Here is a 25,116-nt window from a genome sequence, read left to right as displayed (position 1 = left end):
GGGCTTTCCCGGCAGATACAATGAGATATTTTTCATTGTATCGCTGACAACAATGCCAAAGGTATTGCGATGACGATCAGGCAAAAATCACCGCGGATAATTCGGATAACGACTGGATTTCATAGTGACAGACAATCTTGTCAGGAATCGACTGCTGAGCCGTATTCAGCCAGCAAGTGGTAAAACCATATTGATGACCGCCCTGTATATCTGCCAATGGATTATCACCAACCATCAGCACCCGACTTTTTTCGGGATAACCGATCTGCTGATGTGTATAAGCAAAAATAGCAGGATCTGGTTTGGCGACACCAACCTGCTCAGAAACGGTCACTTGAGCAAAGTAATCGGTCAGGCCGTGTTTTTCCAGACGGTGGGATTGTAAATCGATAAAGCCATTGGTAATCATTCCGAGCTGAACCTGTCCGCGTAGCTGCTCCAGTAAAGCTCTGGCGCCGGGCAGTAATGTCGAAATCTCTGCCATTGCCTGAAAAAAGCTGAGATTCAGAGCTTCGGTTGTCTGACCCAACCTGGCAGCCCACGTTGTAAAACGCTGATGCTTCAGGGTCGCTGCATCCAGTTTTCCGTCCTGATAATCGCGCCACAACTGCTGATTCTGTGCTTGATACTGTTGGAAATCTTCAGCGGTAAAATCCACACCAAAAGAGGAAAACATCCGCTTCAGTCCAGTGAACGCATCAAAATGAAACAAGGTCTCGTCTGCGTCAAATAAGATCCAATCAAATTTCATAAATTATCCTTTCGTATCATCTGGCTCACTCTCGCAATCCATCTACCAATCATTTGCGTACAATCAGTTTATACTGTTTTTTAATTTGCTATAATCCCTCACCAAAGAAACTAACTGTTTCCTGTAGGTTAACATCGATGATGAGCCCCAAATTTGCTTCATTACCCATTTTTGTTGCTGTGGTCGAATTAGGCAGCTTTTCTGCAGCAGCAAGCCAGCTCAATATTACGAAATCAGCGGTCAGTAAACGTCTGACGCAACTCGAAGAGATTCTTGGTGTACGACTATTTCATCGCACCACACGAAAAATTCATCTGACCGAAGCAGGAGAAAGACTCTATTTTTATGCGTCTCAGTCGCTTGACTATGCGAAGCAGGGGTTAGATTCAGTATTAGAACTTCAGGGAGAGCCTCAGGGCAAACTGAAGATTGCGACCCCCATGTCATTCGGCGTCCGCCATATTGCTCCCTATATCTGTGAATTTATGAAGCAGTATCCGAAACTCGACATCGAGATGGAATTTGAAGATCAAATGGTTGATCTGTTACAGGGCGGATTTGATCTTGCCATCAGAATAGGCCGTTTACCCGTGTCAAATATGATTGCCAAACGCCTCTCCGACTGCCAATCCGTATTGTGTGCATCGCCTGAGTATCTTGCTCAGTCCGGCTCACCTGAACACCCGACAGACCTGCGTCATCATAACTGCCTGCTCTATTCCTACTTCCGGGGTGGTCAGGCCTGGACCTTCCACCAGCGGGACAAAGAGTACAAAGTGGTTCCTAAAGGGAATCTGATCATGAATAACAGTGAAGGTATCCGTCGCGCAGCATTAGACGGCTTAGGTATTGCACAACTGCCGACATTTATGATCAGTAAAGATCTAACCGCAGGGCTTCTGACCCCGGTGATGTCCCGCTATCACCTCCCCAATCATGCTGTTTATGCGGTCTATCCGGACCGACAATATCTGCCGCATAAAGTCCGCCTTTTTATTGACTTCATTCAGGCAAAATTCGGAGGGGATGCGCCCTATTGGGATCAGGCATTACAACAGACTAAACCACCAGCCTCAGTACATGAAAAATCGTGCTAGGCTTATACACAAATCACGACACAATTGAATCAGAGAAAGGATACAACATGAAAAAGATAGCTGTCATTTTAAGTGGTTGCGGCGTCTTCGATGGCGCGGAGATCCATGAGAGTGTTCTGGCACTACTTGCTATCGAACGTCAAGGAGCAAGCTGGCATTGTTTTGCACCTGATATTGAGCAACATCATGTCGTCAACCACAAAACCGGTGATGTCACCGAAGAGAAGAGAAATGTTCTGATAGAATCAGCCCGTATTACCCGCGGCCAGATTACGGATCTCTCCACGATGAATCCCAGTGAATATGATGCTCTGTTATTACCGGGTGGATTTGGCGCTGCGAAAAATTTGACGGATTTTGCTATCAATGGCGCAGAATGCAGTATGAACACTCACGTTGCTTCAGCATGTCGTGCCTTCGCCCAATCCGGTAAACCTGCCGGTTATCTGTGTATTGCCCCGGCGATCATTCCAATGATTTACGAAGCAGGTGTCCGCGGCACGCTGGGTCATGATCCAGAGATGGCTGCTGCGTTTCAGGCTCTCGGTGGTGAACACATTGACTGTCCGGTTGATGAGATTGTTTACGATCAACGCTACAACGTGTTATCTACACCAGCGTATATGCTGGCTGGGAGTATTTCAGAAGCCGCCTCAGGCATCGATAAACTAGTCAAAAAACTGGTTGAACTGGCTTAAATGCTGAGAGTGACGCAGCCTTATCGGTGATTCATGATCCGATAAGGCCACTGAAAATGATCGGGGAGCCCGATCATTTTTGGTTTCTCATTTCCTGGCTACATCCCATCTTGCACGCCTTTTTGCACTCATCTGGTGCAAAGCCATCACTTCATGATTCAGCAATGGGCAGCTATCGCAGAGCTCATTTCCCCGCTGGCACGGAATAAATATAATCAATTGAATTAATTCATTTTTATTTGTTTTCTTTTAACCAGCACAATTGGAACGAATTTCGCTAACCTCCTCATAATCAGCGTTATTTTGTATCGGAACAAGCGCACACCGCATCTGGTAAGACAACGCTGCTCAGACTATGTTTGAATCATAACCATAACCCGTGATGAGGATGTTATGCCGACCCATTATCGATATCAGCTTGGGACACATCTCTACCAATTCGCTAATCTGGCTGAAGTGATGGCCAAAGCTTCGCCACTTCGTTCAGGTGATCAATTGGCCGGCGTGGCCGCTCAATCAGCAGAAGAACGGGTGGTTGCCCAGATGGTATTGGCCGACCTGCCTCTAAAAGTTTTTCTGAATGAAGCCCTGATCCCGTATGAGCAAGATGAAATCACGCGATTAATCATCGATGAACACGATGCGACAGCCTTCGCGACCATTGCTCATCTGACGGTCGGTGATTTTCGGAACTGGCTCCTTCAGGAAACAACCACCGCTGTCGAACTGGCCCGAATCCGGGCAGGTGTGACACCTGAAATGGCTGCCGCCGTCAGTAAAATCATGCGTAATCAAGATCTGATACTGGTTGCCAAAAAATGTCATGTGATCACTCGGTTTCGCAATACCATCGGTTTGAGCGGCCATTTATCGACCCGTCTGCAACCCAATCACCCGACTGACGATATCAACGGCATCGCTGCATCTATCTTTGATGGTTTGATGTACGGCAACGGTGATGCAGTCATTGGGATCAATCCGGCAACCGACAATGTCAAACAAGCCACGAAACTGATGCATTTAATGGATGATGTCATTCAGCATTATGAAATCCCCACCCAATCCTGCGTTCTGACCCATGTCACCAATACCATTGAAGCGATTGAACTCGGCGCACCGGTCGATTTGGTATTTCAATCAATTGGCGGAACGGAATTGACCAACCAAGGTTTCGGGATCAATCTCAAGCTGCTCGCGGAAGCACATGACGCAGCTCTGAGTCTCAAACGAGGCACGGTCGGCCACAATGTGATGTATTTTGAAACCGGTCAAGGCAGTGCGTTGTCCGCCAACGGGCATCATGGTATTGATCTTCAGACCTGTGAAGCACGCGCTTATGCTGTCGCAAGAAAGTTTGATCCGCTACTGGTCAATACAGTCGTTGGTTTTATCGGCCCGGAATATCTGTTCGATGGCAAGCAAATAACCCGAGCCGGTCTTGAAGATCATTTCTGTGGCAAACTGCTGGGTCTGCCGATGGGATGCGATATCTGCTATACCAATCATGCAGATGCAGACCAGAATGATATGGACAATTTACTCACACTGTTAGGGGTTGCCGAATGTTCGTTTATCATGGGAATTCCCGGCTCTGACGATATCATGCTCAATTATCAGACCACCTCCTTTCATGATGCCTTGTATGCCCGTCAAGTGCTTGGTTTACGCCCGGCACCTGAGTTTGATCAGTGGCTGAAAAAAATGCAGATCGCACCGTCTGATAATCATACCCAGCTATGCGATAGCTTACCCCCGTCATTTGCCCGCCCACTGCAACTGATTCAGGAGGTTTCATGAATTCCACCCCTCTTTCGCAGCATGTTTCAGCCGGTGACGATGTTGCAGAAACCTATGTTCATCATGATCCTTGGGAAAAATTGCGCCAGTTTACTCACGCCCGGATTGGCATTGGTCGTGCAGGCACCAGTATTCCAACCCAAGCCTTACTCCAATTTCAGTTATCTCACGCTCAGGCTATCGATGCAGTGCATGTCCCTTTAGACGTTCCAGCATTATGTCACCAGTTTGAAGCAGAGCCGTTATTCTCATCTTATCTGCCCGCCTTTCGACTCCACAGTCAGGCGCAGCATCGTATGGCATATCTCCAACGACCAGACTACGGACGTTGCCTGAATGAGGCTGCTATTTATCAGTTACAGCAATATCAGCAACCCGAAGCCGGATTCGATCTCGCGATTGTCATTGCTGACGGTCTGTCCTCCTACGCCATCACTCATCATGCTGCTCCATTCCTGACACATTTACTCCATCAGTTACATGATGACCCGAATCAGAACTGGCAGATTGCCCCCCTGTGTATTGTTGAACAAGGGCGTGTTGCTGTCGGGGATGATGTCGGTGCAGCCTTGAATGCCAGAGAAGTCTTGGTGCTCATTGGTGAACGTCCCGGGTTGAGCTCTCCCGATAGCATGGGGCTTTATCTGACATGGCATCCACATCGGGGCACAGAAGATTCACTCCGTAACTGCATTTCAAATGTGAGACCGGAAGGACTGGACTATCAACAAGCCGCCCACAAATGTTTCTATTTACTACAAGAGTCCCGGCGTCTGCATCAGACGGGCGTCGGGCTCAAAGATCGCTCAGAGGATAAAACTCTACATCATACCGGCACAACCCCGACATTCAGTCTGGTCGACAGACCAAAATAATTCCCTCTCATCAACGTCACATACCTTGCTGCGTGATCAGTAGGTATGTGACGTTGCACCATTCCGCTATACGATTTTTTATCTATTCTTGCTCACATATTGACCGTTCTATCACTTCCTCATGGCTTGCTTATTCATTTGATCACAGTTAATCTGTTCTGAAAATTATAAAATAAAACATCATTTCAAAATAAAAATAATATTATTTCATTTTGACCAATAACCAGAAGGAACTTCTGTATGAATCACCTGACAACGACAGGTCTGGGACTGACTTCCCTCCTGTGCCTTTCCTCTGCCATCGCTGCCCCACTCTATGACAGTAAGGTTGCCTTAGATGGGTCTGCGGACTTTACTTCGATCCAAGAGGCAATAAATAGTGCTCCGGATGATGGAAGACCGTATGTCATCTATGTCACCAATGGGACTTATCACGAAAAACTGACGGTTTCTCGTCCGAATATTATGCTCATCGGTGAAAATCGCGATCATACTGTCATCACCGCGACAACCGCCAACGGCACACTCGATGAAAATGGCAAAAAATACGGGACGTCCGGCAGTCGTACCGTGTACATCAATGCTGCCAATTTCACCGCCCGCTCTCTGACAATTGAAAATGGGTTTGATTTTCCGGCCAATCAGGCCAAAAGTGATGATGACCCGACCAAGCTCAGCGGAACACAAGCGGTTGCACTACTGGTGTCCACCAAAGCAGATCGCTCACAGTTTAAAGATGTCCGGCTAGTGAGCTATCAAGATACGGTCTATCTGCGCGCACCACATACCTATGTTGACAACTCCGTCATTACCGGCACCGTCGACTTTATCTTTGGTGAAGGCACGGCGCTGTTTGAAAACAGTCAGTTGATTGCGCGTTATCGTGATGATGTGGCACCGGGAAACACCCAAGGTTATCTGACAGCCCCCAGCACCAATATCAATTCTCCCTTCGGTCTTGTCTTTAAAGATTGTCAGTTATCAAAAGAAGAGGCCGTTCCGGCCGCAAGTTATGGTCTGGGCCGCCCTTGGCATCCGACCCGGACATTCGAAGATGGTCGTTATGCCGATCCGAATGCAATCGGCCATACCGCCTTCATCAACTGTGATGTAGACGACCATATTTTTGGCTGGGATAAAATGAGCGGTAAAGATATCAATGGTAATGTGATCTGGTTCTATCCCGAAGACAGTCGCTTCTGGGAATACCAGAATACCGGTGCCGGCACAGCCGATGCATCCGATACGGCAAGGCGACAGCTCAGTGATGCCGATGCCGCCCAGTATACCCGCAGCCATATTTTGTCCGGCTGGCAGCCGGATGTCTCTCTTGGTCCACAAAGTCTGCTCAAAGGTCAGGTCATTCATGCGCGAATGAATTTTCCTGCCAGTGTACATCTGAAAGGCAGCAGTGGTCAGACGGCAACCACCCAGACCGATTCTGCCGGATACTATCAGGCATCAATTGCGGGCATGACGCCCCCGATTCTGGTTACAGTTGATGATCAAAGTGGTTCTTCCTGCCTGCACAGAGACTTCTACCAGTCCGTCTGTGCCAGTGCTTTAGTCAGTGACATCAATAATAACGGCACGACAACAGGTAACGTCAATCCATTCAGCGATCTGATCGTCTCTGTTCTTGCAGCACATGAAGGCATTAACGGTCCGGCTGTGTTGAATGAGATGGATAAACTACCGGCCTTTTCAGCAGCGGTCTTACAACAAGCGCAACAAAACTTCAGAACCGCCTTCCAGTCTGTTGCCGAAGCATATGGGATTGATGCTCAGCAGGCGTGGGATCCCGTCAGTTACTCTGATCGCTATCAACCGGTGATACGTAAGCTTGCCAGTCAGGTGATTCATAATCGCGGTTATGACACCAGTACCGGGTTGGCGGCAAAAACGAACCTGACCGACTTGTCATTTCACTCAATCCTTGCCTCAGACACAGTTGCAGGATATCGGGTTACCGGAGAGCAGCTTGCTGACACCAAACAGTTGATCCAGTCAGCCGAACGTCGGATCTTTCTGGTCGGCGATTCAACCGTATCCAACTATGATAATGACGTTTATCCGCGCATGGGATGGGGACAGGCATTTGCTGAGATGGTATCCGATGGCCGTCGGTTACAAGTCGTCAATGCCGCTCGCTCCGGACGCAGCTCAAAAGATTTCTTCAACGCCCGCTGGCTCAGTCAGATCGAGCCGCTTGTCCGGCCTCATGACTTCCTGCTGATTCAATTTGGACACAATGATGAAAAATGCAACGGTGCCAAAGCGGGACGAGGTGCCGTCGATGTGGCAAACCTATGTACCTATCCGAATGATGCCCGGGGTAATCCTCAGTATCCGCTTTTGGCATGGTACGATTCCTTTCAGCACTCACTGGAAAGATATTTGAACTTTGCCCGTCGCCATCATATGCAACCAATCCTGATTACACCGGTGCCTCGTGCAAAAAGCATTCATGGCGGGACTGGCACACCAATCACGTCAAAACAGCATATCACGACACAGAATGCGGATAACGGTTATCAATATGTCGGTAACTATACTCAAACGATTGAAGATACAGCACGGTTCAACCATATACCGTTGATCGACCTACAATCAATGGTCATTGATATGGTCAACCAAACCAGTGGAGATGAGTGGAAAACAATCTGGCTGGCGGTCGATCCGGTACAATATCCTTACTATGCTGATCGGACCGGTTCACTGGCAAAACCGGATACCACCCATTTTCAACAACAAGGTGCCCAACGGATTGCCCGACTGGTGATTGAGGCCATTCAACAAAACCCGGCCCTGCATCACCTTGCGAGACAATTGCCTCGTTCATAGAATCACACTTTCTGATTCAATTTTTCATGATGAAAGTGTTTGCAACAACCATAAAAAAACCGAGTGTAAACCACTCGGTTTTTTTGAATCATTTCGTGATTAAACGAAGAGGCACACCGTCCAAGAAACGCTGAACTAACCTAACAGGCCATGTAAAAATTCAGAACGGGTCGCGGGATTAGACTTGAACAAGCCACCCAGTGCGGTCGTCGTTGTCTCACTGGTAGCATCCATCACGCCACGGGCTTTGACACAATAGTGGGTCGCATCAATGGTCACTGCAACATCATCTGTTTCTAACAAGGCTTGTAACGCCACCAGTATCTGCTGCGTCATTCTTTCTTGCACTTGCGGACGCTGGGAAAAGAAACGAACAATCCGGTTAATTTTCGATAAACCGATGATCTTGCCTCGGGGAATATAAGCAACCGCAGCTTTACCATCGATGGTGACCAAATGGTGCTCACAGGTACTCGTCACGGTAATGTCTTTGACCCGAACCATCTCACTGACTTTCATTTTATTTTCAATCAGCGTGATTTTCGGAAAGTTTTGATAATCAAGGCCGGAAAACACTTCATCCACATACATTTTGGCAATACGATGTGGCGTTTCTTCAAGGCTATCGTCAGTTAAATCGAGTCCAAGCAAATTGAGAATCTCACGCATGTGATATTCTATTTTTTCTTTCTTCTCTTCCCGTCCGACAGAATTCGGACGCATCGGTGTTTCTAAACCTCGATGTTCGAGTGCATTTTTAACCAGCAACGCAGACTCGCTCAGACCAGACATGACATAACCTCTCTTGATTCAACCCTTGCGGTGGCTGACAAGGATACTCGGAATTTGTCATAATTACATCCACAATTTAAGGCAGGAAATCACAACCACTTCAGTGCATTCTGATTTGCGAATCAATCCGCAGACCTGCTTGGCTAAAAAATGCAATACATTGCATGAAAATATTCATGAAAGCACACTCGGTATGAAATGATTCATGCTAAAGTAACCCCTCAACATCATACTACGCGAATTAGGAAAACAGATATGGGATGCTGTGATACTCCAGGACTTCTCCCAATTGAAGATGCAATTCAAACGATGCTGGCTGATGTTTCTCCGATCAAGCTCAGCCAGAAACTTCCCATCGAAACGGCATTAGGCCACGTTCTCGCCGAAGATGTCCGATCTCCAATTGATGTCCCCCCTTTTGATAATTCAGCAATGGACGGCTATGCCATCCGTATTCAAGATCTCGCCACAACTGACACGCTCCCGCTCGCGGGCAAAGCCTTTGCCGGGCAACCCTTCACCGAAACATGGCCTGAAAAAACGTGTATTCGAATTATGACAGGAGCCCCCGTACCAACGGGTTGTGACGCCGTGATTATGCAGGAGAAAACCGAATCAACCGAGGCAGGGATTCGTTTTCTCACCACTCAGGTCAAAGCACAGGCAAATATTCGCCCTCAAGGTGATGATCTCAAACAGAATGAGGTTGTGCTCCCGGCAGGCAGCCGTCTGACTGTCCGGGATTTACCACTATTGGCATCATTGGGAATCGCTCAGGTGTCGGTACTACGAAAACCCAGAGTTGCTATTTTTTCAACCGGGGATGAACTTAAGCCGGTGGGTGAAACACTGGAAGCCGGGCAAATTTATGACAGTAACCGGTATGCGATTCGGCCGATGCTCGAAAAATTCGGTTGTGCTGTAATTGACTTAGGGATCATTCCCGATAATCAGTCCCGGCTCACTGAAACTTTTGAAAAAGCACAATCGCTTGCGGATGTTGTGATTACATCGGGCGGTGTAAGTGTCGGTGAAGCTGACTACACCAAAACAATTCTTGAATCTCTCGGCCAAATCAATTTCTGGAAAATTGCCATCAAACCGGGCAAACCCTTTGCTTTTGGCAGGCTGAATCATTCGCTATTTTGCGGGTTGCCGGGTAATCCGGTTTCTGCTGCGGTGACTTTATACGTTTTGGTCCAACCTATGCTTGCCAAACTGGCAGGTCACACTCAATGGCAAGCACCAGTACAAATGCAAGCGATCAGTAAAGTGTCATTTAAAAAATCGCCCGGGCGGGCAGATTATCAACGCGGGATTTTCAGTGTTGAGAATGGGCAAATCGTTGTCGATAATGCGGGAAATCAAAGTTCCGGAGCATTCCGCGCAATGAGTGCCGCCAACTGCTTCATCGTTCTCGAACAGCAACGCGGCCCGGTTGAAGCCGGAGAAACCGTCACCATCGAACCGTTTCATTCAGCGTTATACTAGAGAGATCCCATATGACGACGCATGACCAACAACTGCTCAGTCATGAAGAGCACCTGCGCTACAACCGTCAGATTATCTTAAAACAGTTTGATTTTGAGGGACAAGAAGCGCTGAAACAAGGACGGGTACTGATAATTGGTGCCGGGGGGCTGGGATGTGCAGCCAGCCAGTACCTTGCCAGTGCTGGTGTCGGCCATATCACGCTGGTCGATGATGATGTGGTGGAATTATCCAATCTTCAGCGCCAAATTCTTCATACCGATCTGGACATCGGACGGCTGAAAGTTGATTCGGCCGCTGATTCGTTACGTCAACTGAACCCTTACCTTCAGATTGAAACCATTGCCCGCCGACTGGAAGAGCCGGCTTTATTGGCACAGATACAGCATCATGATGCTGTGTTGGACGCCAGTGACAATATTGCCACTCGTAATCAGCTCAATCAGCTCTGTTTTCAAAGTAAGACACCGCTCATCTCTGGTGCAGCAATCCGTATGGAAGGTTTCTTAAGTATCTTCACCTATCAGGCGGGTGAACCTTGCTATCAATGCTTCAGCGCATTGTTTGGCAATCATGCCCCGACTTGTGTCGAAAATGGCGTACTGGCACCGGTCGTCGGAGTGATTGGAGCGATGCAAGCACTGGAAACACTCAAAATCTTGGCAAATTACGGTCAACCGTTACAGGGGAAAGTGCTGTTATTTGATGCGATGACACTGTCATGGCAGACGATGAAACTCCCCCAGCGAGAGAATTGTCCAGTCTGTTGCCATACATGAATTCATATTATTTTTAGTGACAATGTCACGGTTTGATATACACATGCTTCCGGATGAAGCAATTACTGATCAAATAGAAGGAATATCAATCATGTCACCACTTGTTTCACCACAATGGCTATCGGAACATCTCTCCGACCCGAAACTGGTTATTTTAGACAGCAGTATTACCTTTCAAATCCCCTCAGAAACGGAAAAAGATACCGTGCATAATATCCCCGGTGCACGCCGCTTTGATTACGATAAGGTATTCTGCGATCTGAATAGTCATCTGCCACACATGATGCCGAGTGAAACACGCTTTAATCAATGTGCCCGTCAAATCGGGCTCAATCAGGACTCACTGATCGTCATCTACGATAACAGCGGAACGCTGGCATCTCCCCGGGCATGGTGGATGCTCAAAGCCATGGGACATGAACAAGTTTATATTCTCAACGGTGGTTTGCCGGAATGGAAACGTCAGGGGCAGCCGTTGGTGACAAGCTTTCAGACACCGGTCGCACCCGGCAATTTTTCCGGGACATTCAATGACGCATATTTTGTTGATGCTGATTATGTTCAACAGCAGATCGAACCACAGCACAGCCTGACCGTCGATGCACGCTCAGAGGCACGTTTTTCCGGCGCTGCAGCCGAACCGAGAGCTGGCATTCGTAGCGGTCACATTCCTGATTCGATCTGCCTGCCCTTTACCCAACTGATTGACGGACATAAATTAAAATCACCGGAAGCCCTTCGTAACGTATTGCAAGACAGACTACCTCATGACACGGAGGAATATATCTTCAGTTGTGGTTCCGGTGTGACGGCGTGTATTGTACTGCTGGCCGCTTATATCTGTGGTTATCAAAACCTGAAAGTCTACGATGGTTCATGGACTGAATGGGGTGCATCACAGCGACCGATTGCGACCGACGCTGCCACGATCCGTTCGTTGTGATCAGCTCGTCGTGACCCGTTCGTCAAAACGCAAGCAACAAGGTGTCATTTCATGCCATGCTTCAAGTCAGAATACGACTTGAAGCATCAACATAACTTTGACAACCTCGTTCAACACTCTCATTTTGATTGAAATGTCATTTGCTCATCAAGGTTGAGAATGGTTAATGCATTAGAAACACTGGTCGCAATCACATCAATGGCACCGGTTCGTAAAGCCCCCAGCAAGGCAAGTGGTTTACTATTTTCCCCGGCAATCGCAATCACCTCAGCAATCGGCCGGAACTCTTCAATACTCAATCCAATAATGCGATCGCTCATCACCGTTTTAGCAATTTGCCCGTAAATATCGAAAAAGTCGTATCCGGCAAAATCACCGACCACCCCTTGCTCCAAACGAGACTGAACCACTTCCTGTGGGGTAAACCATCCCAAATCCACCATGTAGCTGTTCTCACTCATATCACCAATTCCGACCAGTGCAACATCCGCTTTTCTGGCCAAATCCAGTGTTTGCTTAATGGTGTCATTTTCCATAAATGCCAGTTTCTGCGCCCGGTTTACTGCATATGCCGGTGCATAGAGCGTCTCCGAGGTGCCCCCATATTTTTTGGCCAACTGGCGACAAATGTGGTCGGCGTTAAACATACCGCCCCGAGGGTGAATCCCACCAATGCTGCACACAAACTTGACATCTTTCGGTGAAATAACACCGACATGATGGGCCACTGCGGACACATTCCGTCCCTGTCCGACAGCGATCACCTGACCATTCTTGAGTGAACTGGATAAATAATTCGACACCAGCCCGGCGATTTGCTGACGTTGTTGCGCTTCATCGGGTTGATCTAATGCAATCAGGGCACGTTTAATCCCAAACCGCTCAATCAACCGCTGCTCAACTTTGGCACTGAATACCGGATGATATTTCACCGTGATTTCGACGATCCCCTCATCCCGGGCTTGTTTGAGCATCCGCCCGACTTTCGCTCTGGAGATCGCATATTTTTTTGAGATCTCTTCTTGTGTTGCACCATCCTGATAATAAGCAACTGAAATCTCTGTCAATAAATCGGAATCCTCAACGGATATCTCTTGCAGCCCGGTCATAGACACCCCCAATACACTTGGCTCACAACAGTCATGATTCCCTCACGCAACTCAGAACAATTGAAGTGACGGTGGTAGCATCATGATCAAGATTATTCTATATACCAAATGCTCAACAACAATACAAATGCTCACACAGATTGACCATGTTTTTAATCTGAATCTGGTACTCATTTGAGAGAATAGCGGCAAAATAAGCGAAAAAAAGCGTCACATTTTCTGAATATCAGTACTAGCCGGAAGAAATTCATGATAGCCGTTGACTTTCTCAATCGATCAGATAAATATGGATTCATCATTTACTCAACATTTGATCATATGTTCAGAGCAATGGTACAAATGTTGAAGATTTATCAAGCCAGCGCTTGAAACAGGCACCCTCGTAATGCCATGTTTATCTCTCAGCTGTGCTTTTGGCCTAAAAGAGGATGATCGGAATATGAGCAATCAACTAGAACAACTGCGTAAATGTACCACTGTCGTTGCGGATACCGGCGAAATTGATGCCATCAAAAAATATCAGCCCCAAGATGCAACAACGAATCCATCGTTGATTCTAAAAGCGGCCCAGCTTCCTGAATATGCTGAATTTATCGATCAGGCAGTCGCTTATGCAAAATCTAAAAGTAATGACAAAGCCCAGCAGCTTGAAGATACCTGTGACATGCTCGCCGTCACGATTGGTAAAGAAATCCTGAAGAGTATTCCCGGCCGTATCTCGACTGAAGTCGATGCCCGTCTGTCTTACGATACCGAAAAAACCATTGAAAAAGCTCGCAAACTTATCAGCCTGTATAATGATGCAGGGATCAGCAATGACCGTATCCTGATTAAAGTGGCTTCGACTTGGGAAGGTATTCGTGCTGCAGAAGTCCTTGAGAAAGACGGTATCAACTGTAACCTGACATTATTATTCTCGTTTGCCCAGGCCCGGGCCTGTGCAGAAGCCGGTGCTTATCTGATCTCACCCTTTGTCGGTCGCATTATGGACTGGTACAAAGCAAAAGAAGGCCGTGATTTTGCAGCCAATGAAGATCCGGGTGTTCTGTCCGTCACAAAGATCTACAACTATTACAAAGAACATGGCTATGACACCGTTGTGATGGGTGCCAGCTTCCGTAATACCGGAGAAATCCTCGAACTCGCAGGTTGTGACCGTCTGACCATCAGCCCACAGCTATTACAAACGCTTGAGGAAACAGAAAGCCCGGTAGATGTAAAACTGACGCCAGCAACTCGTATTCAAGAACGCCCACAACCCATGACTCACGCTGAATTCCTGTGGGAACATAATCAGGATGCGATGGCCGTTGAGAAACTGGCTGAAGGTATTCGCAACTTCGCGATTGACCAAGGCAAACTGGAAACAATGATCAGTAAACAACTTTAAGATTTATAAGAGGACTGTACTGACAGTCCTCTTTCTATTCATACCGCTTTCATCTTCATTTAATCTTGTTGGAAAAAATTATGAACCGTAAACAACTCGCGAATGCAATCCGCGCTTTAAGTATGGATGGTGTTCAACAAGCCAATTCAGGTCACCCCGGCGCCCCGATGGGGATGGCGGATATCGCTGAAGTGCTGTGGCGCTCTCATCTGAACCATAACCCACAAAACCCGAACTGGGCTGACCGCGACCGTTTCGTCCTGTCTAACGGCCATGGTTCGATGCTGATTTATTCACTGTTGCATTTGACCGGTTATGACCTGTCGATTGATGACCTGAAAAACTTCCGTCAGTTGCATTCAAAAACCCCGGGTCACCCGGAGTACGGCTATGCACCGGGGATTGAAACCACCACCGGGCCACTCGGACAGGGCATCACCAATGCGGTCGGGATGGCGATTGCCGAAAAAGCGCTCGCAGCACAGTTCAACCGTGACCAGCACACTATCGTTGACCATCACACCTATGCGTTCCTTGGTGATGGCTGTCTGATGGAAGGAATTTCTCATGAAGCTTGCTCTCTGGCTGGGACTTTGGGACTGGGCAAACTGATTGCGTTTTGGGATGACAACGGCATTTCAATTGACGGTCATGTGGACGGCTGGTTCACCGATGACACGGCAAAACGATTTGAAGCATACGGCTGGCATGTGATTCCGGCGGTAGACGGTCACGATGCGGCGGCGATTGAAGCGGCGATTGAAGCGGCGAAAGCGGAAACAGCACGTCCGACGCTGATTTGTACGCAAACCGTGATTGGTTTTGGCTCACCGAACAAATCCGGCTCTCACGATTGTCACGGTGCCCCGCTGGGTGCGGATGAAATCAAAGCAACGCGTGAGCAACTGGGCTGGGAATATGGCCCGTTTGAAATTCCGGCTGATATTTATGCGCAGTGGGATGCGAAAGAATCCGGCGCAGCCAAAGAAGCGGCATGGCATGACAAGTTTGCTGCTTATCAGGCGGCTTATCCTGAGCTGGCGGCTGAATTCAAGCGTCGGGTCAATGGTGAATTGCCAGCGGACTGGGAAACTCAGGCTAATCAAATCATTGCTGAGTTGCAAGCGAATCCGGCCACCATTGCATCGCGTAAAGCATCTCAAAATGCACTGGAAGCTTTCGGTAAGCTTCTGCCTGAATTTATGGGTGGCTCAGCTGACTTAGCGCCATCGAACCTGACCATGTGGTCCGGCTCAAAATCACTGACGGCGGAAGATGCGTCCGGCAACTATATCCATTACGGTGTCCGTGAATTCGGTATGACGGCAATCATCAACGGGATTGCATTGCATGGCGGTTTCATCCCTTACGGAGCGACTTTCCTGATGTTTATGGAATACGCGCGTAATGCGATGCGGATGGCGGCGTTGATGAAAGTGCAGAACATTCAGGTTTATACCCATGACTCGATTGGATTGGGTGAAGATGGTCCGACCCACCAGCCGGTGGAGCAGATTGCCTCACTGCGTCTGACACCGAATATGAGCACTTGGCGTCCTTGTGACCAGGTGGAATCCGCGGTGGCCTGGAAACTGGCAATTGAACGCAAAGATGCCCCGACGGCACTGATTTTCTCGCGTCAGAACTTAGCGCAACAAGAGCGGGATGCGACTCAGGTAGCGAATATCGCCAAAGGGGGTTACATCCTCAAAGATTGTCAGGGCACACCGGATTTGATTCTGATTGCGACCGGCTCTGAAGTGGATTTGGCGGTTCAGGCAGCGACTGAATTGACCGCCAAAGGCAAGCAGGTGCGTGTGGTTTCAATGCCTTCGACCGATGCCTTTGACCGTCAGGATGCGGCTTACCGTGAAGCAGTATTACCTGCAGCGGTGACGGCTCGCGTTGCCATTGAAGCGGGCATTGCCGATTACTGGTACAAATATGTTGGCCTGAATGGCCGGATTGTCGGCATGACCAGCTTTGGTGAGTCAGCACCGGCAGGCGAACTGTTCAAACTGTTCGGTTTTACCGTTGACAATGTTGTCGAAGTGGCGCTGTCTATAGGCTGAGTCGTCAATCGACACGATCCTGAACGACAATAACATCACATGCAAAACGCCAGCAAATTGCTGGCGTTTTTTTAATTATATTCTGTATATTGAATCAAGTCGGAAGAATAAAGAATAGCTCGACACGTCGGTTACACGCTTTGCCTTTTGGTGTTTGATTGGTACATGCCGGAACGACCTCACCATACCCCCGAGTGTAAATCGAATCAAGTGAGACGCGTGGGTTAGCAATAATACGTTTGACAGCTTCAGCCCTTTTTTTCGATAACTGATCATTATAACGAGCATCGCCCAGATCATCGGTATGCCCGTCAATCACCAATTCAAGCCCATATGCAGTGGTCAGATAGTGCTTCACTTTTTCTAACCAGAGCAGTGATTCCGGGGCAACATTTGCAGAGCCGACCGCAAATTGAATCGTCCGCTTGACCCGAACAATCATAAACTGCCCCGGTAAGACTTCGTAATCAATATGATTATTCAGCAAAAAACGTTGTAATGACTGATAAGCACTATCGGATCGCTTCTGTCCTTGCGGCCCCTGAACACCAGAGTGGCTTGTCTGCGGCAACTTACCCCATTCAGGATAGCGTACGTCTGTGTTATTCTTGGGTGCCCTATCCAACATGTTGTCATCGAACAAACGGTCAGTGACAAGTGAACCACACCCGAAAAGACAGAAGCTTAATAGATAGACGATAAACTTCATTGATTCACGATCCTTCTTTCCGACATACTCACTTTATCGGCTAAATCATAAAAACTTTATAGCTGATTTTTCGACATTTGCCTGATTGTGAAGCAAGAAAGATTGCCTTTATCGGTACTTTTCGCTGAAATATGCCTATCCGTAGATCCCCACACAAAATACAAATTCAGACCATATCGTCTCTGATCGACAAAGTGCCTTCGAGTGATTCATTGTGAGTGGGATCATCGATTTAACCCAAGGAACACATTCATCATGGATAAAAATTATATTTTCTCTCTTTTTATGTTCATCATTGCCGGTATTTTTCTCTACCGGAACTGGAAACGAAGCCAGACCGCTTCAAGAAATATCAGTGAAGGGAAAGCTTTTCTGGAACAAAATGCGCAGCAAGAAGGCGTTATCACGACAGAAAGTGGCCTGCAATATCAGATTCTGCAGGAAGGAACCGGCACACAACATCCGATGCCAGCCAATAAGGTCAAAGTCCATTATCATGGCACATTATTGAACGGCAAAATGTTCGATAGTTCAGTTGAACGCAAGAAACCCATTACCTTTGGTGTTAAGCAAGTGATTAAAGGCTGGCAAGAAGGATTACAATTGATGGTTGTCGGCCAGAAAATGCGTTTATTTATCCCCGCACATCTGGCCTACGGTAATCGCGGTATCAGCACGATTCCACCGGGTGCAACACTTATTTTTGATGTTGAGTTACTCGATATTGAGTAATTTCGTCAGTTACACCAGATCAAGAGAGCTGCATGCATATACAGCTCTCTTGAACACCGATCATCTCACTCATGATGCTTCATCAGTCAGCGGATAGAAAACCAATCCGTGTTCCGTCACCAAAAAACAGTCCATCCCGGCAGCATGGGCGGCTTTTTTCCCAAGCTCTGTATCTTCAAACACAACACATTCTTCCGGTCTCAGTTGAATTTGGTGACAGGCTTTAAGAAATGTATCCGGATGAGGTTTATGGTTTTCGACATCACTTGCCGTAATCACTGTGTCCAATTTATCCAGCAATCCGGCATTTTCTAACAGGGTGATTGCATTATCCCGATGACTCCCCGTACCGACCGCAAGCTTCCTTTCTCCGTAAGCTTGTTCCAGAATGTCACAGGTCAGTGCAATTCGCTGATATTGATTATCAAGCAGACGAAAGGCATCTTGTTTAAATTGTGAAACATCATGCGGGTTCAAACATAAACCAAAGCGCCGGTTTATCTCACCGACGACTTTGATACTCGGCATTCCGCCCATACTATGCAGCCACTGTGCAGTAAAGGGAAAGCCAAAATGTTCGGAGGCTTTTTTCCAAGATGCGACATGAGCAGGCATCGTGTCAAGCAACGTGCCATCCATATCAAAAATCAATCCTTTATATCGGGAAAGATCGATCAATAACTCTGATTGAGAAGGGAGAACCGCGGTTTCAGGCTGACTCATAGACTTCTTTCCTACTTTTTAGTTCTGGCAACAACATCTCTTACGAGAAAACAGACTAAAAACGGGCCTTAGGGCCCGCCTGAACTTATTCGATCGCAGATAAAATCGCCTGAGGTGTCTCCCAGGTATAGATCCATTCCGGAACATCGCTCCCGCAAGGCGAGCGCCAGATTCTATCCAGCGTATGTAAGCCGCCAAGATGATCATAAAACTCAATGGCACGGATATTCTGTTCCATTACCTCAATATACACGCCACTATCTGGGAAATAGTGCTGAATCCATTTGGTGACTTCTTTCAGCAACAGCTTTGCAAGTCCCTTGCCCTGAAATTCAGCGGCAACATGCAGCGATTCAATCACCGTGCCTTTCTCAAAATCGTGATTGCCAAACGCGCAGATAAAACCACAAAGTTTACCGTTTTCTTCGGCCACTACCACATGCTGATTGATAGGCGGGTTAATTAATCGGGTTTGCCAGATTAAACGTCGGTCTTCTTCAACTTCATCCTGAAGATAATCGGCTTCCATTACACCCTGATAATTCTGTTGCCAACTTTGGGCATGCAATTCTGCAATTTTTTCAAAATCACTATATTCAGCTACTCGAATGTCCATTTAATAGCCCTTCTAACTTCCTGTTAGCTCTGTTCTCTACATTTGTACTGTCATCATTTTACGCAAAAGCATAACATTCCGGCAAAATATATGACCAATTGATTACCGTACGACGGCATGATTCTTTTTGCAAGCAATCACCATCCTGACACAGCATATTCAGTTTTTTCTGCCATGATCTTGCTCGATTGCATACAATTACTCGGATTTAATCACAAGAAATTGAAAATCGGTGAATTAAACAGGCGGAGATTGTAGTTCGGAAACTTTTCCCTGCTTACTTTCATTCAAATGAACTGCCAGAAAGATACCCAATGAAATCACAATAGCCGCCAACGAAATATAGATAGCATTCCGGAACCCATATTGTTGGGCAACAAATCCCATTAAAGAAGTACCACACATCGTGCCGACCGACATCGCATTGGTATAAAAAGCAGAAACCTGCCCCACCCGCTTAGGTGCTGAGTCTTGTAAAAGCGTAATCCCTAGACCGACAAAGATCCCGTAAAAAAGCCCATTGAATAATTGCAGTGCCAATAACCATTCTACCGTCGAGGCATATTGAATGCCGGTATAGAAGAATATAGCAATGATGAACCCCACCATCATCATCTTCATTTTGCCGAAACGATGTGACCAAGCAGCAGAAAGTAGCATTACCGGTATTTCCAATGCCGCAGTCAATCCCATAAAAATCCCCGGATATGAAACCGGTAAATTTAATTCTTTGGTAATAAAGAGTGGCATCGCATTGATATAAGTGCTGTTTGCCATATTGGCAAATAAAATACCGACCCCGAGAAACCAGACTTTATAAGGAAAAGGTGGCACAATTTCATGGGAAGTTTCAGGTTTTACAGCTTTTGATGCTGACGGTAATAAGCGCCATACCATCACCAAAACTAATAGCGCAATACTAGCAGCCAGTAGAAAGTTCGCCCGAAAGCCGAACGTACCAACCGATGCAAAAGCCAGTGCCGGTCCGGCAATCCATACCAGAGAAACTGAAGAGCGCATCTGAGAATTGAGCTTAGTGCTATCTTTGCCTGACCGTTCTGCGAAACGTCGGATCATTGCCAACAACAACGGAATTGATGACGCACCAAATGCCATAAAACACCAGCCGACAATCACCGCCTGCCAGAATTGAGTCAGTTGGGAAAAACATAAGGCGGCCAGACACAGGAAGCCAACTGAAATCAACAGCAATGTTTTACTATCGATGCCTCTGTCTGCCAAGCGCCCTAATACCTGACTAATCAGAATAGTCGCAATCGCAGTACCGACGGTATAAAGTCCGATATACATGGGTTCAATGCCTAAACCTTCAATAAGGAACAAGCTCATCACTGGTAGAATGAATGAAAAAGCCATTGCAGCCAACCCATTCAACCAGAAATAAACGCCTGAATCACCTCTAAAAAGTTCAAATTTCATCCCACCAGACCTTCACTCAAAAACTACCGACAACACCAGAACCAGTTAATTCAACAGAGAACCGGAACAATTCATTTCGTCTAAAGACAAAAAAGGAGAGCTAAAAGCTCTCCTTTCCGAAAACTGGGCTACAACTTTAAATTAAAGTGCGGCTTTTGCTTTCTCAACAAGTACAGCAAATGCTGACTTATCGAAAACTGCGATATCGGCCAAGATCTTACGATCGATCTCGATAGATGCTTTCTTCAGACCGTTGATGAAACGGCTATAAGACAGACCATTCTGACGAGATGCCGCATTGATACGTGCAATCCACAGTTGACGGAATTGACGTTTCTTGTTGCGACGGTCACGATATGCATATTGACCAGCTTTGGTCACTGCTTGGAAGGCAACACGATAAACTCGAGAACGAGCACCGTAATAACCTTTAGCTTGTTTTAGAACTTTCTTATGACGTGCACGAGCTTGTACACCACGTTTTACGCGAGGCATTCTGCTTCTCCTAAACTAAACGAATTAAAAACCAAAAAAGAATTAAGCGTATGGCAACATACGTGCAACAGCAGCTACTTCACATTTAGGAAGAACTGAGTTTGGACGTAGATGACGCTTGTTCTTAGTTGTACGCTTAGTCAGGATGTGACGTTTAGTCGCGTGCTTGTACTTCACGCCACCAGCAGTTTTCTTAAAACGCTTAGCAGCACCTTTGTTGTTTTTCATCTTAGGCATGATGAATAACTCCGCATTGTTTAGATTTTAATAACCATGTAATGAGGGCGAATAAAACCCCACCGTTCAAAACGGCAGGGTTTATTACTTGCAAGCCGGTCATTACTTCTTCTTAGGGGCTAGCACCATAATCATTTGACGGGCTTCGATCCGACTAGGGAAAGATTCTACAACAGCAATATCTGCGGTATCTTCTTTCAGACGATTCAAAACATCGACACCGATATCTTGGTGTGCCATTTCTCGGCCACGGAAGCGAATTGTTACCTTCACTTTGTTGCCTTCTTCAAGGAAACGTAACAGGTTGCGTAGTTTTACCTGATAGTCTCCAATATCAGTTCCAGGACGGAATTTGACTTCTTTAATCTGGATCTGTTTTTGCTTTTTCTTCTGCTCTTTTGCAGCTTTGCTCTTCTCGAAGAGGAATTTACCATAGTCCATCACACGACAAACAGGCGGCTCTGCATTTGGACTGATTTCCACAAGATCCAATCCTGCTTCTACTGCCGTATCAAGCGCTTCCTGAATTGAAACAATTCTAGAATCTTCGCCTTCTGCTCCCGATAAACGGACTTCACGTACACCACGGATTTCCCCGTTGATACGATGTTGGTTTTGTTTGGCCGGTACTTGGCCACGTCTTCCACCTTTAATAGTTTATTCCTCCAGATTGAGCTTACGGCTAGAGACTTCGGTCCGGACCAACTCAATGAAATCATCCAGTTTAAATTTACCTAAGTCCTTGCCTCTTCGTGTCCGTACTGCAATTTCGCCAGCTTCGACTTCTTGGTCACCACAGACCAACATGTACGGCACACGTTTCAAAGTATGTTCGCGGATTTTAAAGCCTATCTTTTCATTTCTCAAGTCTGCTTTTGCCCGAATCCCACATTTTTGTAGTTTTCGGACGACATCCTGAACATAATCAGATTGTTTATCTGTAATATTTAATACGACAGCCTGCTCTGGCGCAAGCCAAGTCGGGAAAAATCCTGCATATTCTTCAATTAAAATCCCGATAAACCGTTCCAGTGATCCTAAGATCGCCCGGTGAATCATAACTGGCACCAGACGCTCGTTGTTTTCACCGACATAAGTCGCGCCCAAACGGCCCGGCAGATTAAAATCGAGCTGCACTGTACCACATTGCCATGTACGGTCAAGGCAATCATGCAAGGTAAATTCGATTTTCGGCCCGTAGAATGCTCCTTCGCCTTCCTGAATTTCGTAATCGATATTCATGGATTTCAGAGAAAGCATCAATGCTTCTTCGGATCTATCCCAGATTTCATCACTGCCAACCCGCTGTTCAGGTCGGGTTGAAAGCTTAACGGCAATATTTTCGAAACCAAATGTCCGGTAGACATCGTAGACCATCTCGATACAAGAAGTCACTTCTTGCTGAATCTGTTCTTCTGTACAGAAAATATGCGCATCATCCTGAGTAAAACCACGCACCCGCATAATGCCGTGCAGAGAACCTGACGGTTCATTTCGGTGACATGAACCAAACTCAGCCATTCGCAACGGTAAATCACGGTAAGATTTCAGACCTTGATTAAAAATCTGCACGTGGCCGGGACAGTTCATTGGCTTAATGGCATATTCACGATTTTCAGAATTGGTCGTGAACATTGCTTCGGCATACTTGTCCCAGTGTCCTGAGCGTTCCCACAGCACCCGATCCATCATGAGCGGACCTTTCACTTCCTGATAATCGTATTCTGTCAGTTTTTCACGAACGAAAACTTCTAAATCGCGGAAGACAGACCAACCGTTATGATGCCAGAACACCATCCCCGGGGCTTCCTGCTGCATATGGAATAAATCGAGTTGTTTACCGATCTTGCGGTGATCGCGTTTTGCAGCTTCTTCCAGACGCGTTAAATGTGCACTCAGGGCTTTCTTATCGTGGAAAGCTGTCCCGTAGATCCGTTGCAGCATTTTATTATCACTGTTACCACGCCAGTAAGCGCCGGCCACATTCAATAATTTAAAATGCTGACAAAATCCCATATGAGGAACATGTGGGCCACGACACATATCAATATATTCTTCATGATGGTAAAGTCCGGGACGATCATCACGCGCCACATTTTCGTCCAGAATTTCGATTTTGTAGGGTTCACCACGAGATTCAAAGGTATCCCGGGCTTCCTGCCAACTCACATTCTTTTTAATCACCTGATATTTGGTTTTCGCCAGCGCTTTCATCCGCGCCTCAATTTTTTCCAAATCATCCTGTGACAAAGATTGTTCCAAATCGATATCGTAGTAGAAGCCACTGTCGATAGTTGGCCCGATCGCCATTTTGGCATCAGGATACAGTTGTTTGAGCGCATGACCCAGTAAGTGAGCACAGGAGTGACGAACGATTTCTAGACCATCAACTTCGTCTTTGGCAGTGATAATTTCTAAGCTGGCGTCGTTTTCAATCAGATCGCAGGCATCAACACGAGCACCGTTCACACGTCCGGCAATGGTTGCTTTCGCAAGACCGGCACCGATAGATAAAGCAACATCTGAAACAGAAACGGGATGATCAAATTGACGTTGACTACCGTCAGGAAGAGTAATAATAGGCATGATTTATCCTTTACAGTGGTGTTGCGCACCAAGCAACACATGCTTCATTAATTCGTAAATGTTGTGTTTTTATAGAGAAAAACACGCGGCATAAAAATAGTACCCATTTTGATGCAAATACGGATGCATCATCCTGAGTACTTTACCGACCATTTTAAATCAACGAGATGAAATCACAACCCATTTATCAGACTGATATATGATATTCTTCTGCATCATGCTCAGTACTGAAAACAGCTGTTTTACATTGATGTGTTTCCTGTGCGATCAACTGATGCGCTTTTTGACTAATTTCATGCATTTTCTTCTGTAAAACCGCTATCCCTTTGTAATCCATCAATAACATCGAGGAGAGTGCCAGCATTGCCAGCTCAGCCTCATCAGCAATATACTCTAACTCTTTGATTTTATTATTCATAATAACCCTATGCCTCACGTTGAATTTGTATATTTTGCTATAGTGCAATAAATTTTATGCGATCTGCTACCAACAACTTTCAATTAGTCCGGAAAACAAACTGAGCAACGCAAAAAGTTCAACAGGCGAACCACCTTTCATCATAAAATCAGCAATAGAATCAATACCTTTAATGATAATATTATTAACTATCATGTATACTGTCTTAAGGATTGATTTTGCATCCCACTGTTATATTCATTCGGAAAATCTTAAAAAGCAAAGGCCTCTCCTATGCCCGGCTGGCAACCCTTTCCGGTATCGACGAGTCTAAAATTAAACGAGTATTATCCGGGCGTCAGTCAATGACACTAGAGATGAGAGATCAAATTATGGTGGTACTCGGTGTTGCTGAGATGACGCAAGCCGATCATCTCAACAGCGCCGAATACCTGACCCTCTGGCATCAAATGCCGCCTAATCTCAAACAGGTGGTGTTATCTCTGATGACAACGTTCAAGTTTGAAACACAACGTTCATGAG

Annotated in this window: 24 protein-coding genes; 12 read left to right on the top strand and 12 right to left on the bottom strand. The window is 46.6% G+C overall.

Annotated features, from left to right (window positions below):
- Window positions 1–76: 76 nt before the first annotated feature.
- The gene (gene yjjG, locus OCV37_RS17160) at window positions 77–751 is read right to left on the bottom strand and encodes a pyrimidine 5'-nucleotidase (protein WP_038185176.1); all 675 of its coding nucleotides are present in this window, start codon (window positions 749–751) and stop codon (window positions 77–79) included.
- A gap of 140 nt (window positions 752–891) precedes the next feature.
- Here yjjG and OCV37_RS17155 point away from each other — a divergent pair, with 140 nt between their 5' ends.
- From OCV37_RS17155 to OCV37_RS17135, 5 genes are all read left to right on the top strand, one after another.
- Complete coding sequence (locus tag OCV37_RS17155; protein ID WP_157635083.1) at window positions 892–1,848, top strand: LysR family transcriptional regulator; 957 nt, start codon at window positions 892–894, stop codon at window positions 1,846–1,848.
- Between the two features lie 47 nt (window positions 1,849–1,895).
- Window positions 1,896–2,546, top strand: a complete 651-nt coding sequence (gene elbB, locus OCV37_RS17150; RefSeq protein ID WP_038185178.1) for an isoprenoid biosynthesis glyoxalase ElbB — start codon at window positions 1,896–1,898, stop codon at window positions 2,544–2,546.
- 393 nt (window positions 2,547–2,939) lie between these two features.
- Window positions 2,940–4,343: an ethanolamine ammonia-lyase subunit EutB gene (locus OCV37_RS17145; RefSeq protein WP_038185180.1), complete on the top strand. Its 1,404-nt coding sequence runs from the start codon at window positions 2,940–2,942 to the stop codon at window positions 4,341–4,343.
- Window positions 4,340–5,218: an ethanolamine ammonia-lyase subunit EutC gene (gene eutC, locus OCV37_RS17140; RefSeq protein WP_051680836.1), complete on the top strand. Its 879-nt coding sequence runs from the start codon at window positions 4,340–4,342 to the stop codon at window positions 5,216–5,218. The genes OCV37_RS17145 and eutC overlap by 4 nt, the downstream gene beginning before the upstream one ends.
- 240 nt (window positions 5,219–5,458) lie before the next feature.
- A complete protein-coding gene (locus OCV37_RS17135; protein ID WP_038185190.1) occupies window positions 5,459–8,062 on the top strand; it encodes a pectinesterase family protein in 2,604 nt (867 codons plus the stop codon).
- 135 nt (window positions 8,063–8,197) lie between these two features.
- On the opposite strand, the gene folE is transcribed toward OCV37_RS17135, so the two are convergent.
- Window positions 8,198–8,854 (bottom strand): GTP cyclohydrolase I FolE, encoded by a 657-nt coding sequence (gene folE, locus OCV37_RS17130; RefSeq protein ID WP_038185193.1) that lies wholly within the window; start codon window positions 8,852–8,854, stop codon window positions 8,198–8,200.
- Between the two features lie 255 nt (window positions 8,855–9,109).
- Between folE and moeA the strand changes: the two genes are divergently transcribed.
- The 3 genes from moeA to OCV37_RS17115 all read left to right on the top strand — a co-directional run bounded on the left by moeA (window position 9,110) and on the right by OCV37_RS17115 (window position 12,067).
- A complete protein-coding gene (gene moeA, locus OCV37_RS17125; protein ID WP_038185196.1) occupies window positions 9,110–10,345 on the top strand; it encodes a molybdopterin molybdotransferase MoeA in 1,236 nt (411 codons plus the stop codon).
- An 11-nt stretch (window positions 10,346–10,356) separates the two neighbouring features.
- Window positions 10,357–11,124 (top strand): molybdopterin-synthase adenylyltransferase MoeB, encoded by a 768-nt coding sequence (gene moeB / locus OCV37_RS17120; protein ID WP_038185198.1) that lies wholly within the window; start codon window positions 10,357–10,359, stop codon window positions 11,122–11,124.
- A 91-nt stretch (window positions 11,125–11,215) separates the two neighbouring features.
- Entirely contained in the window at window positions 11,216–12,067 is an 852-nt protein-coding gene (locus tag OCV37_RS17115; protein ID WP_038185200.1) for a sulfurtransferase, read from the top strand.
- 119 nt (window positions 12,068–12,186) lie between these two features.
- Here OCV37_RS17115 and OCV37_RS17110 read toward each other — a convergent pair whose 3' ends face one another.
- Window positions 12,187–13,176, bottom strand: coding sequence for a sugar-binding transcriptional regulator (locus OCV37_RS17110; protein WP_038185202.1), 990 nt, complete (start codon window positions 13,174–13,176; stop codon window positions 12,187–12,189).
- A gap of 439 nt (window positions 13,177–13,615) precedes the next feature.
- On the opposite strand from OCV37_RS17110, the gene tal reads away from it, so the two are divergent.
- Window positions 13,616–14,566: a transaldolase gene (gene tal, locus OCV37_RS17105; protein WP_038185209.1), complete on the top strand. Its 951-nt coding sequence runs from the start codon at window positions 13,616–13,618 to the stop codon at window positions 14,564–14,566.
- Between the two features lie 80 nt (window positions 14,567–14,646).
- On the top strand, window positions 14,647–16,638 hold the full coding sequence (tkt, locus tag OCV37_RS17100; RefSeq protein WP_261888170.1) for a transketolase: 1,992 nt from the start codon (window positions 14,647–14,649) through the stop codon (window positions 16,636–16,638).
- A gap of 94 nt (window positions 16,639–16,732) precedes the next feature.
- Here tkt and OCV37_RS17095 read toward each other — a convergent pair whose 3' ends face one another.
- Entirely contained in the window at window positions 16,733–17,347 is a 615-nt protein-coding gene (locus OCV37_RS17095; RefSeq protein ID WP_038181030.1) for an OmpA family protein, read from the bottom strand.
- A 255-nt stretch (window positions 17,348–17,602) separates the two neighbouring features.
- On the opposite strand from OCV37_RS17095, the gene OCV37_RS17090 reads away from it, so the two are divergent.
- Window positions 17,603–18,079 (top strand): FKBP-type peptidyl-prolyl cis-trans isomerase, encoded by a 477-nt coding sequence (locus OCV37_RS17090; RefSeq protein WP_038181026.1) that lies wholly within the window; start codon window positions 17,603–17,605, stop codon window positions 18,077–18,079.
- Between the two features lie 69 nt (window positions 18,080–18,148).
- Here the strand turns inward: OCV37_RS17090 and OCV37_RS17085 are convergent, their stop codons facing one another.
- From OCV37_RS17085 to OCV37_RS17050, 8 genes are all read right to left on the bottom strand, one after another.
- The gene (locus OCV37_RS17085; RefSeq protein WP_051680526.1) at window positions 18,149–18,802 is read right to left on the bottom strand and encodes a beta-phosphoglucomutase family hydrolase; all 654 of its coding nucleotides are present in this window, start codon (window positions 18,800–18,802) and stop codon (window positions 18,149–18,151) included.
- A gap of 85 nt (window positions 18,803–18,887) precedes the next feature.
- On the bottom strand, window positions 18,888–19,418 hold the full coding sequence (locus tag OCV37_RS17080) for a GNAT family N-acetyltransferase (protein ID WP_038181022.1): 531 nt from the start codon (window positions 19,416–19,418) through the stop codon (window positions 18,888–18,890).
- A gap of 237 nt (window positions 19,419–19,655) precedes the next feature.
- A complete protein-coding gene (locus OCV37_RS17075; protein ID WP_038181020.1) occupies window positions 19,656–20,858 on the bottom strand; it encodes a sugar efflux transporter in 1,203 nt (400 codons plus the stop codon).
- 141 nt (window positions 20,859–20,999) lie between these two features.
- Window positions 21,000–21,353: a 50S ribosomal protein L20 gene (gene rplT, locus OCV37_RS17070; protein WP_021019837.1), complete on the bottom strand. Its 354-nt coding sequence runs from the start codon at window positions 21,351–21,353 to the stop codon at window positions 21,000–21,002.
- 42 nt (window positions 21,354–21,395) lie between these two features.
- Window positions 21,396–21,590 carry a 50S ribosomal protein L35 gene (gene rpmI / locus OCV37_RS17065; RefSeq protein ID WP_027694124.1) on the bottom strand — a complete coding sequence of 65 codons (195 nt, stop codon included), beginning with the start codon at window positions 21,588–21,590 and terminating at the stop codon, window positions 21,396–21,398.
- Window positions 21,591–21,692: 102 nt separating this feature from the next.
- Complete coding sequence (gene infC, locus OCV37_RS17060) at window positions 21,693–22,244, bottom strand: translation initiation factor IF-3 (protein WP_084717461.1); 552 nt, start codon at window positions 22,242–22,244, stop codon at window positions 21,693–21,695.
- 3 nt (window positions 22,245–22,247) lie between these two features.
- Entirely contained in the window at window positions 22,248–24,176 is a 1,929-nt protein-coding gene (gene thrS, locus OCV37_RS17055) for a threonine--tRNA ligase (protein ID WP_038181015.1), read from the bottom strand.
- Window positions 24,177–24,363: 187 nt separating this feature from the next.
- Window positions 24,364–24,594 carry a hypothetical protein gene (locus OCV37_RS17050; RefSeq protein WP_038181013.1) on the bottom strand — a complete coding sequence of 77 codons (231 nt, stop codon included), beginning with the start codon at window positions 24,592–24,594 and terminating at the stop codon, window positions 24,364–24,366.
- Between the two features lie 218 nt (window positions 24,595–24,812).
- Between OCV37_RS17050 and OCV37_RS17045 the strand changes: the two genes are divergently transcribed.
- Window positions 24,813–25,115 carry a helix-turn-helix domain-containing protein gene (locus OCV37_RS17045; protein ID WP_038181010.1) on the top strand — a complete coding sequence of 101 codons (303 nt, stop codon included), beginning with the start codon at window positions 24,813–24,815 and terminating at the stop codon, window positions 25,113–25,115.
- The last annotated feature ends 1 nt before the right edge of the window (window position 25,116 follow it).

This window comes from Vibrio rhizosphaerae (genome assembly GCF_024347095.1).
Taxonomy (GTDB): domain Bacteria; phylum Pseudomonadota; class Gammaproteobacteria; order Enterobacterales; family Vibrionaceae; genus Vibrio; species Vibrio rhizosphaerae.
This window is presented reverse-complemented; position numbering and strand designations above follow the sequence as displayed.

Bases quoted from the DNA above. Each gene is read 5' to 3' on its own strand.
- yjjG (WP_038185176.1), bottom strand. From the start codon at position 751: ATGAAATTTGATTGGATCTTATTTGACGCAGACGAGACCTTGTTTCAT.
- OCV37_RS17155 (WP_157635083.1), top strand. From the start codon at position 892: ATGAGCCCCAAATTTGCTTCATTACCCATTTTTGTTGCTGTGGTCGAA.
- elbB (WP_038185178.1), top strand. From the start codon at position 1,896: ATGAAAAAGATAGCTGTCATTTTAAGTGGTTGCGGCGTCTTCGATGGC.
- OCV37_RS17145 (WP_038185180.1), top strand. From the start codon at position 2,940: ATGCCGACCCATTATCGATATCAGCTTGGGACACATCTCTACCAATTC.
- eutC (WP_051680836.1), top strand. From the start codon at position 4,340: ATGAATTCCACCCCTCTTTCGCAGCATGTTTCAGCCGGTGACGATGTT.
- OCV37_RS17135 (WP_038185190.1), top strand. From the start codon at position 5,459: ATGAATCACCTGACAACGACAGGTCTGGGACTGACTTCCCTCCTGTGC.
- folE (WP_038185193.1), bottom strand. From the start codon at position 8,854: ATGTCTGGTCTGAGCGAGTCTGCGTTGCTGGTTAAAAATGCACTCGAA.
- moeA (WP_038185196.1), top strand. From the start codon at position 9,110: ATGGGATGCTGTGATACTCCAGGACTTCTCCCAATTGAAGATGCAATT.
- moeB (WP_038185198.1), top strand. From the start codon at position 10,357: ATGACGACGCATGACCAACAACTGCTCAGTCATGAAGAGCACCTGCGC.
- OCV37_RS17115 (WP_038185200.1), top strand. From the start codon at position 11,216: ATGTCACCACTTGTTTCACCACAATGGCTATCGGAACATCTCTCCGAC.
- OCV37_RS17110 (WP_038185202.1), bottom strand. From the start codon at position 13,176: ATGACCGGGCTGCAAGAGATATCCGTTGAGGATTCCGATTTATTGACA.
- tal (WP_038185209.1), top strand. From the start codon at position 13,616: ATGAGCAATCAACTAGAACAACTGCGTAAATGTACCACTGTCGTTGCG.
- tkt (WP_261888170.1), top strand. From the start codon at position 14,647: ATGAACCGTAAACAACTCGCGAATGCAATCCGCGCTTTAAGTATGGAT.
- OCV37_RS17095 (WP_038181030.1), bottom strand. From the start codon at position 17,347: ATGAAGTTTATCGTCTATCTATTAAGCTTCTGTCTTTTCGGGTGTGGT.
- OCV37_RS17090 (WP_038181026.1), top strand. From the start codon at position 17,603: ATGGATAAAAATTATATTTTCTCTCTTTTTATGTTCATCATTGCCGGT.
- OCV37_RS17085 (WP_051680526.1), bottom strand. From the start codon at position 18,802: ATGAGTCAGCCTGAAACCGCGGTTCTCCCTTCTCAATCAGAGTTATTG.
- OCV37_RS17080 (WP_038181022.1), bottom strand. From the start codon at position 19,418: ATGGACATTCGAGTAGCTGAATATAGTGATTTTGAAAAAATTGCAGAA.
- OCV37_RS17075 (WP_038181020.1), bottom strand. From the start codon at position 20,858: ATGAAATTTGAACTTTTTAGAGGTGATTCAGGCGTTTATTTCTGGTTG.
- rplT (WP_021019837.1), bottom strand. From the start codon at position 21,353: ATGCCTCGCGTAAAACGTGGTGTACAAGCTCGTGCACGTCATAAGAAA.
- rpmI (WP_027694124.1), bottom strand. From the start codon at position 21,590: ATGCCTAAGATGAAAAACAACAAAGGTGCTGCTAAGCGTTTTAAGAAA.
- thrS (WP_038181015.1), bottom strand. From the start codon at position 24,176: ATGCCTATTATTACTCTTCCTGACGGTAGTCAACGTCAATTTGATCAT.
- OCV37_RS17050 (WP_038181013.1), bottom strand. From the start codon at position 24,594: ATGAATAATAAAATCAAAGAGTTAGAGTATATTGCTGATGAGGCTGAG.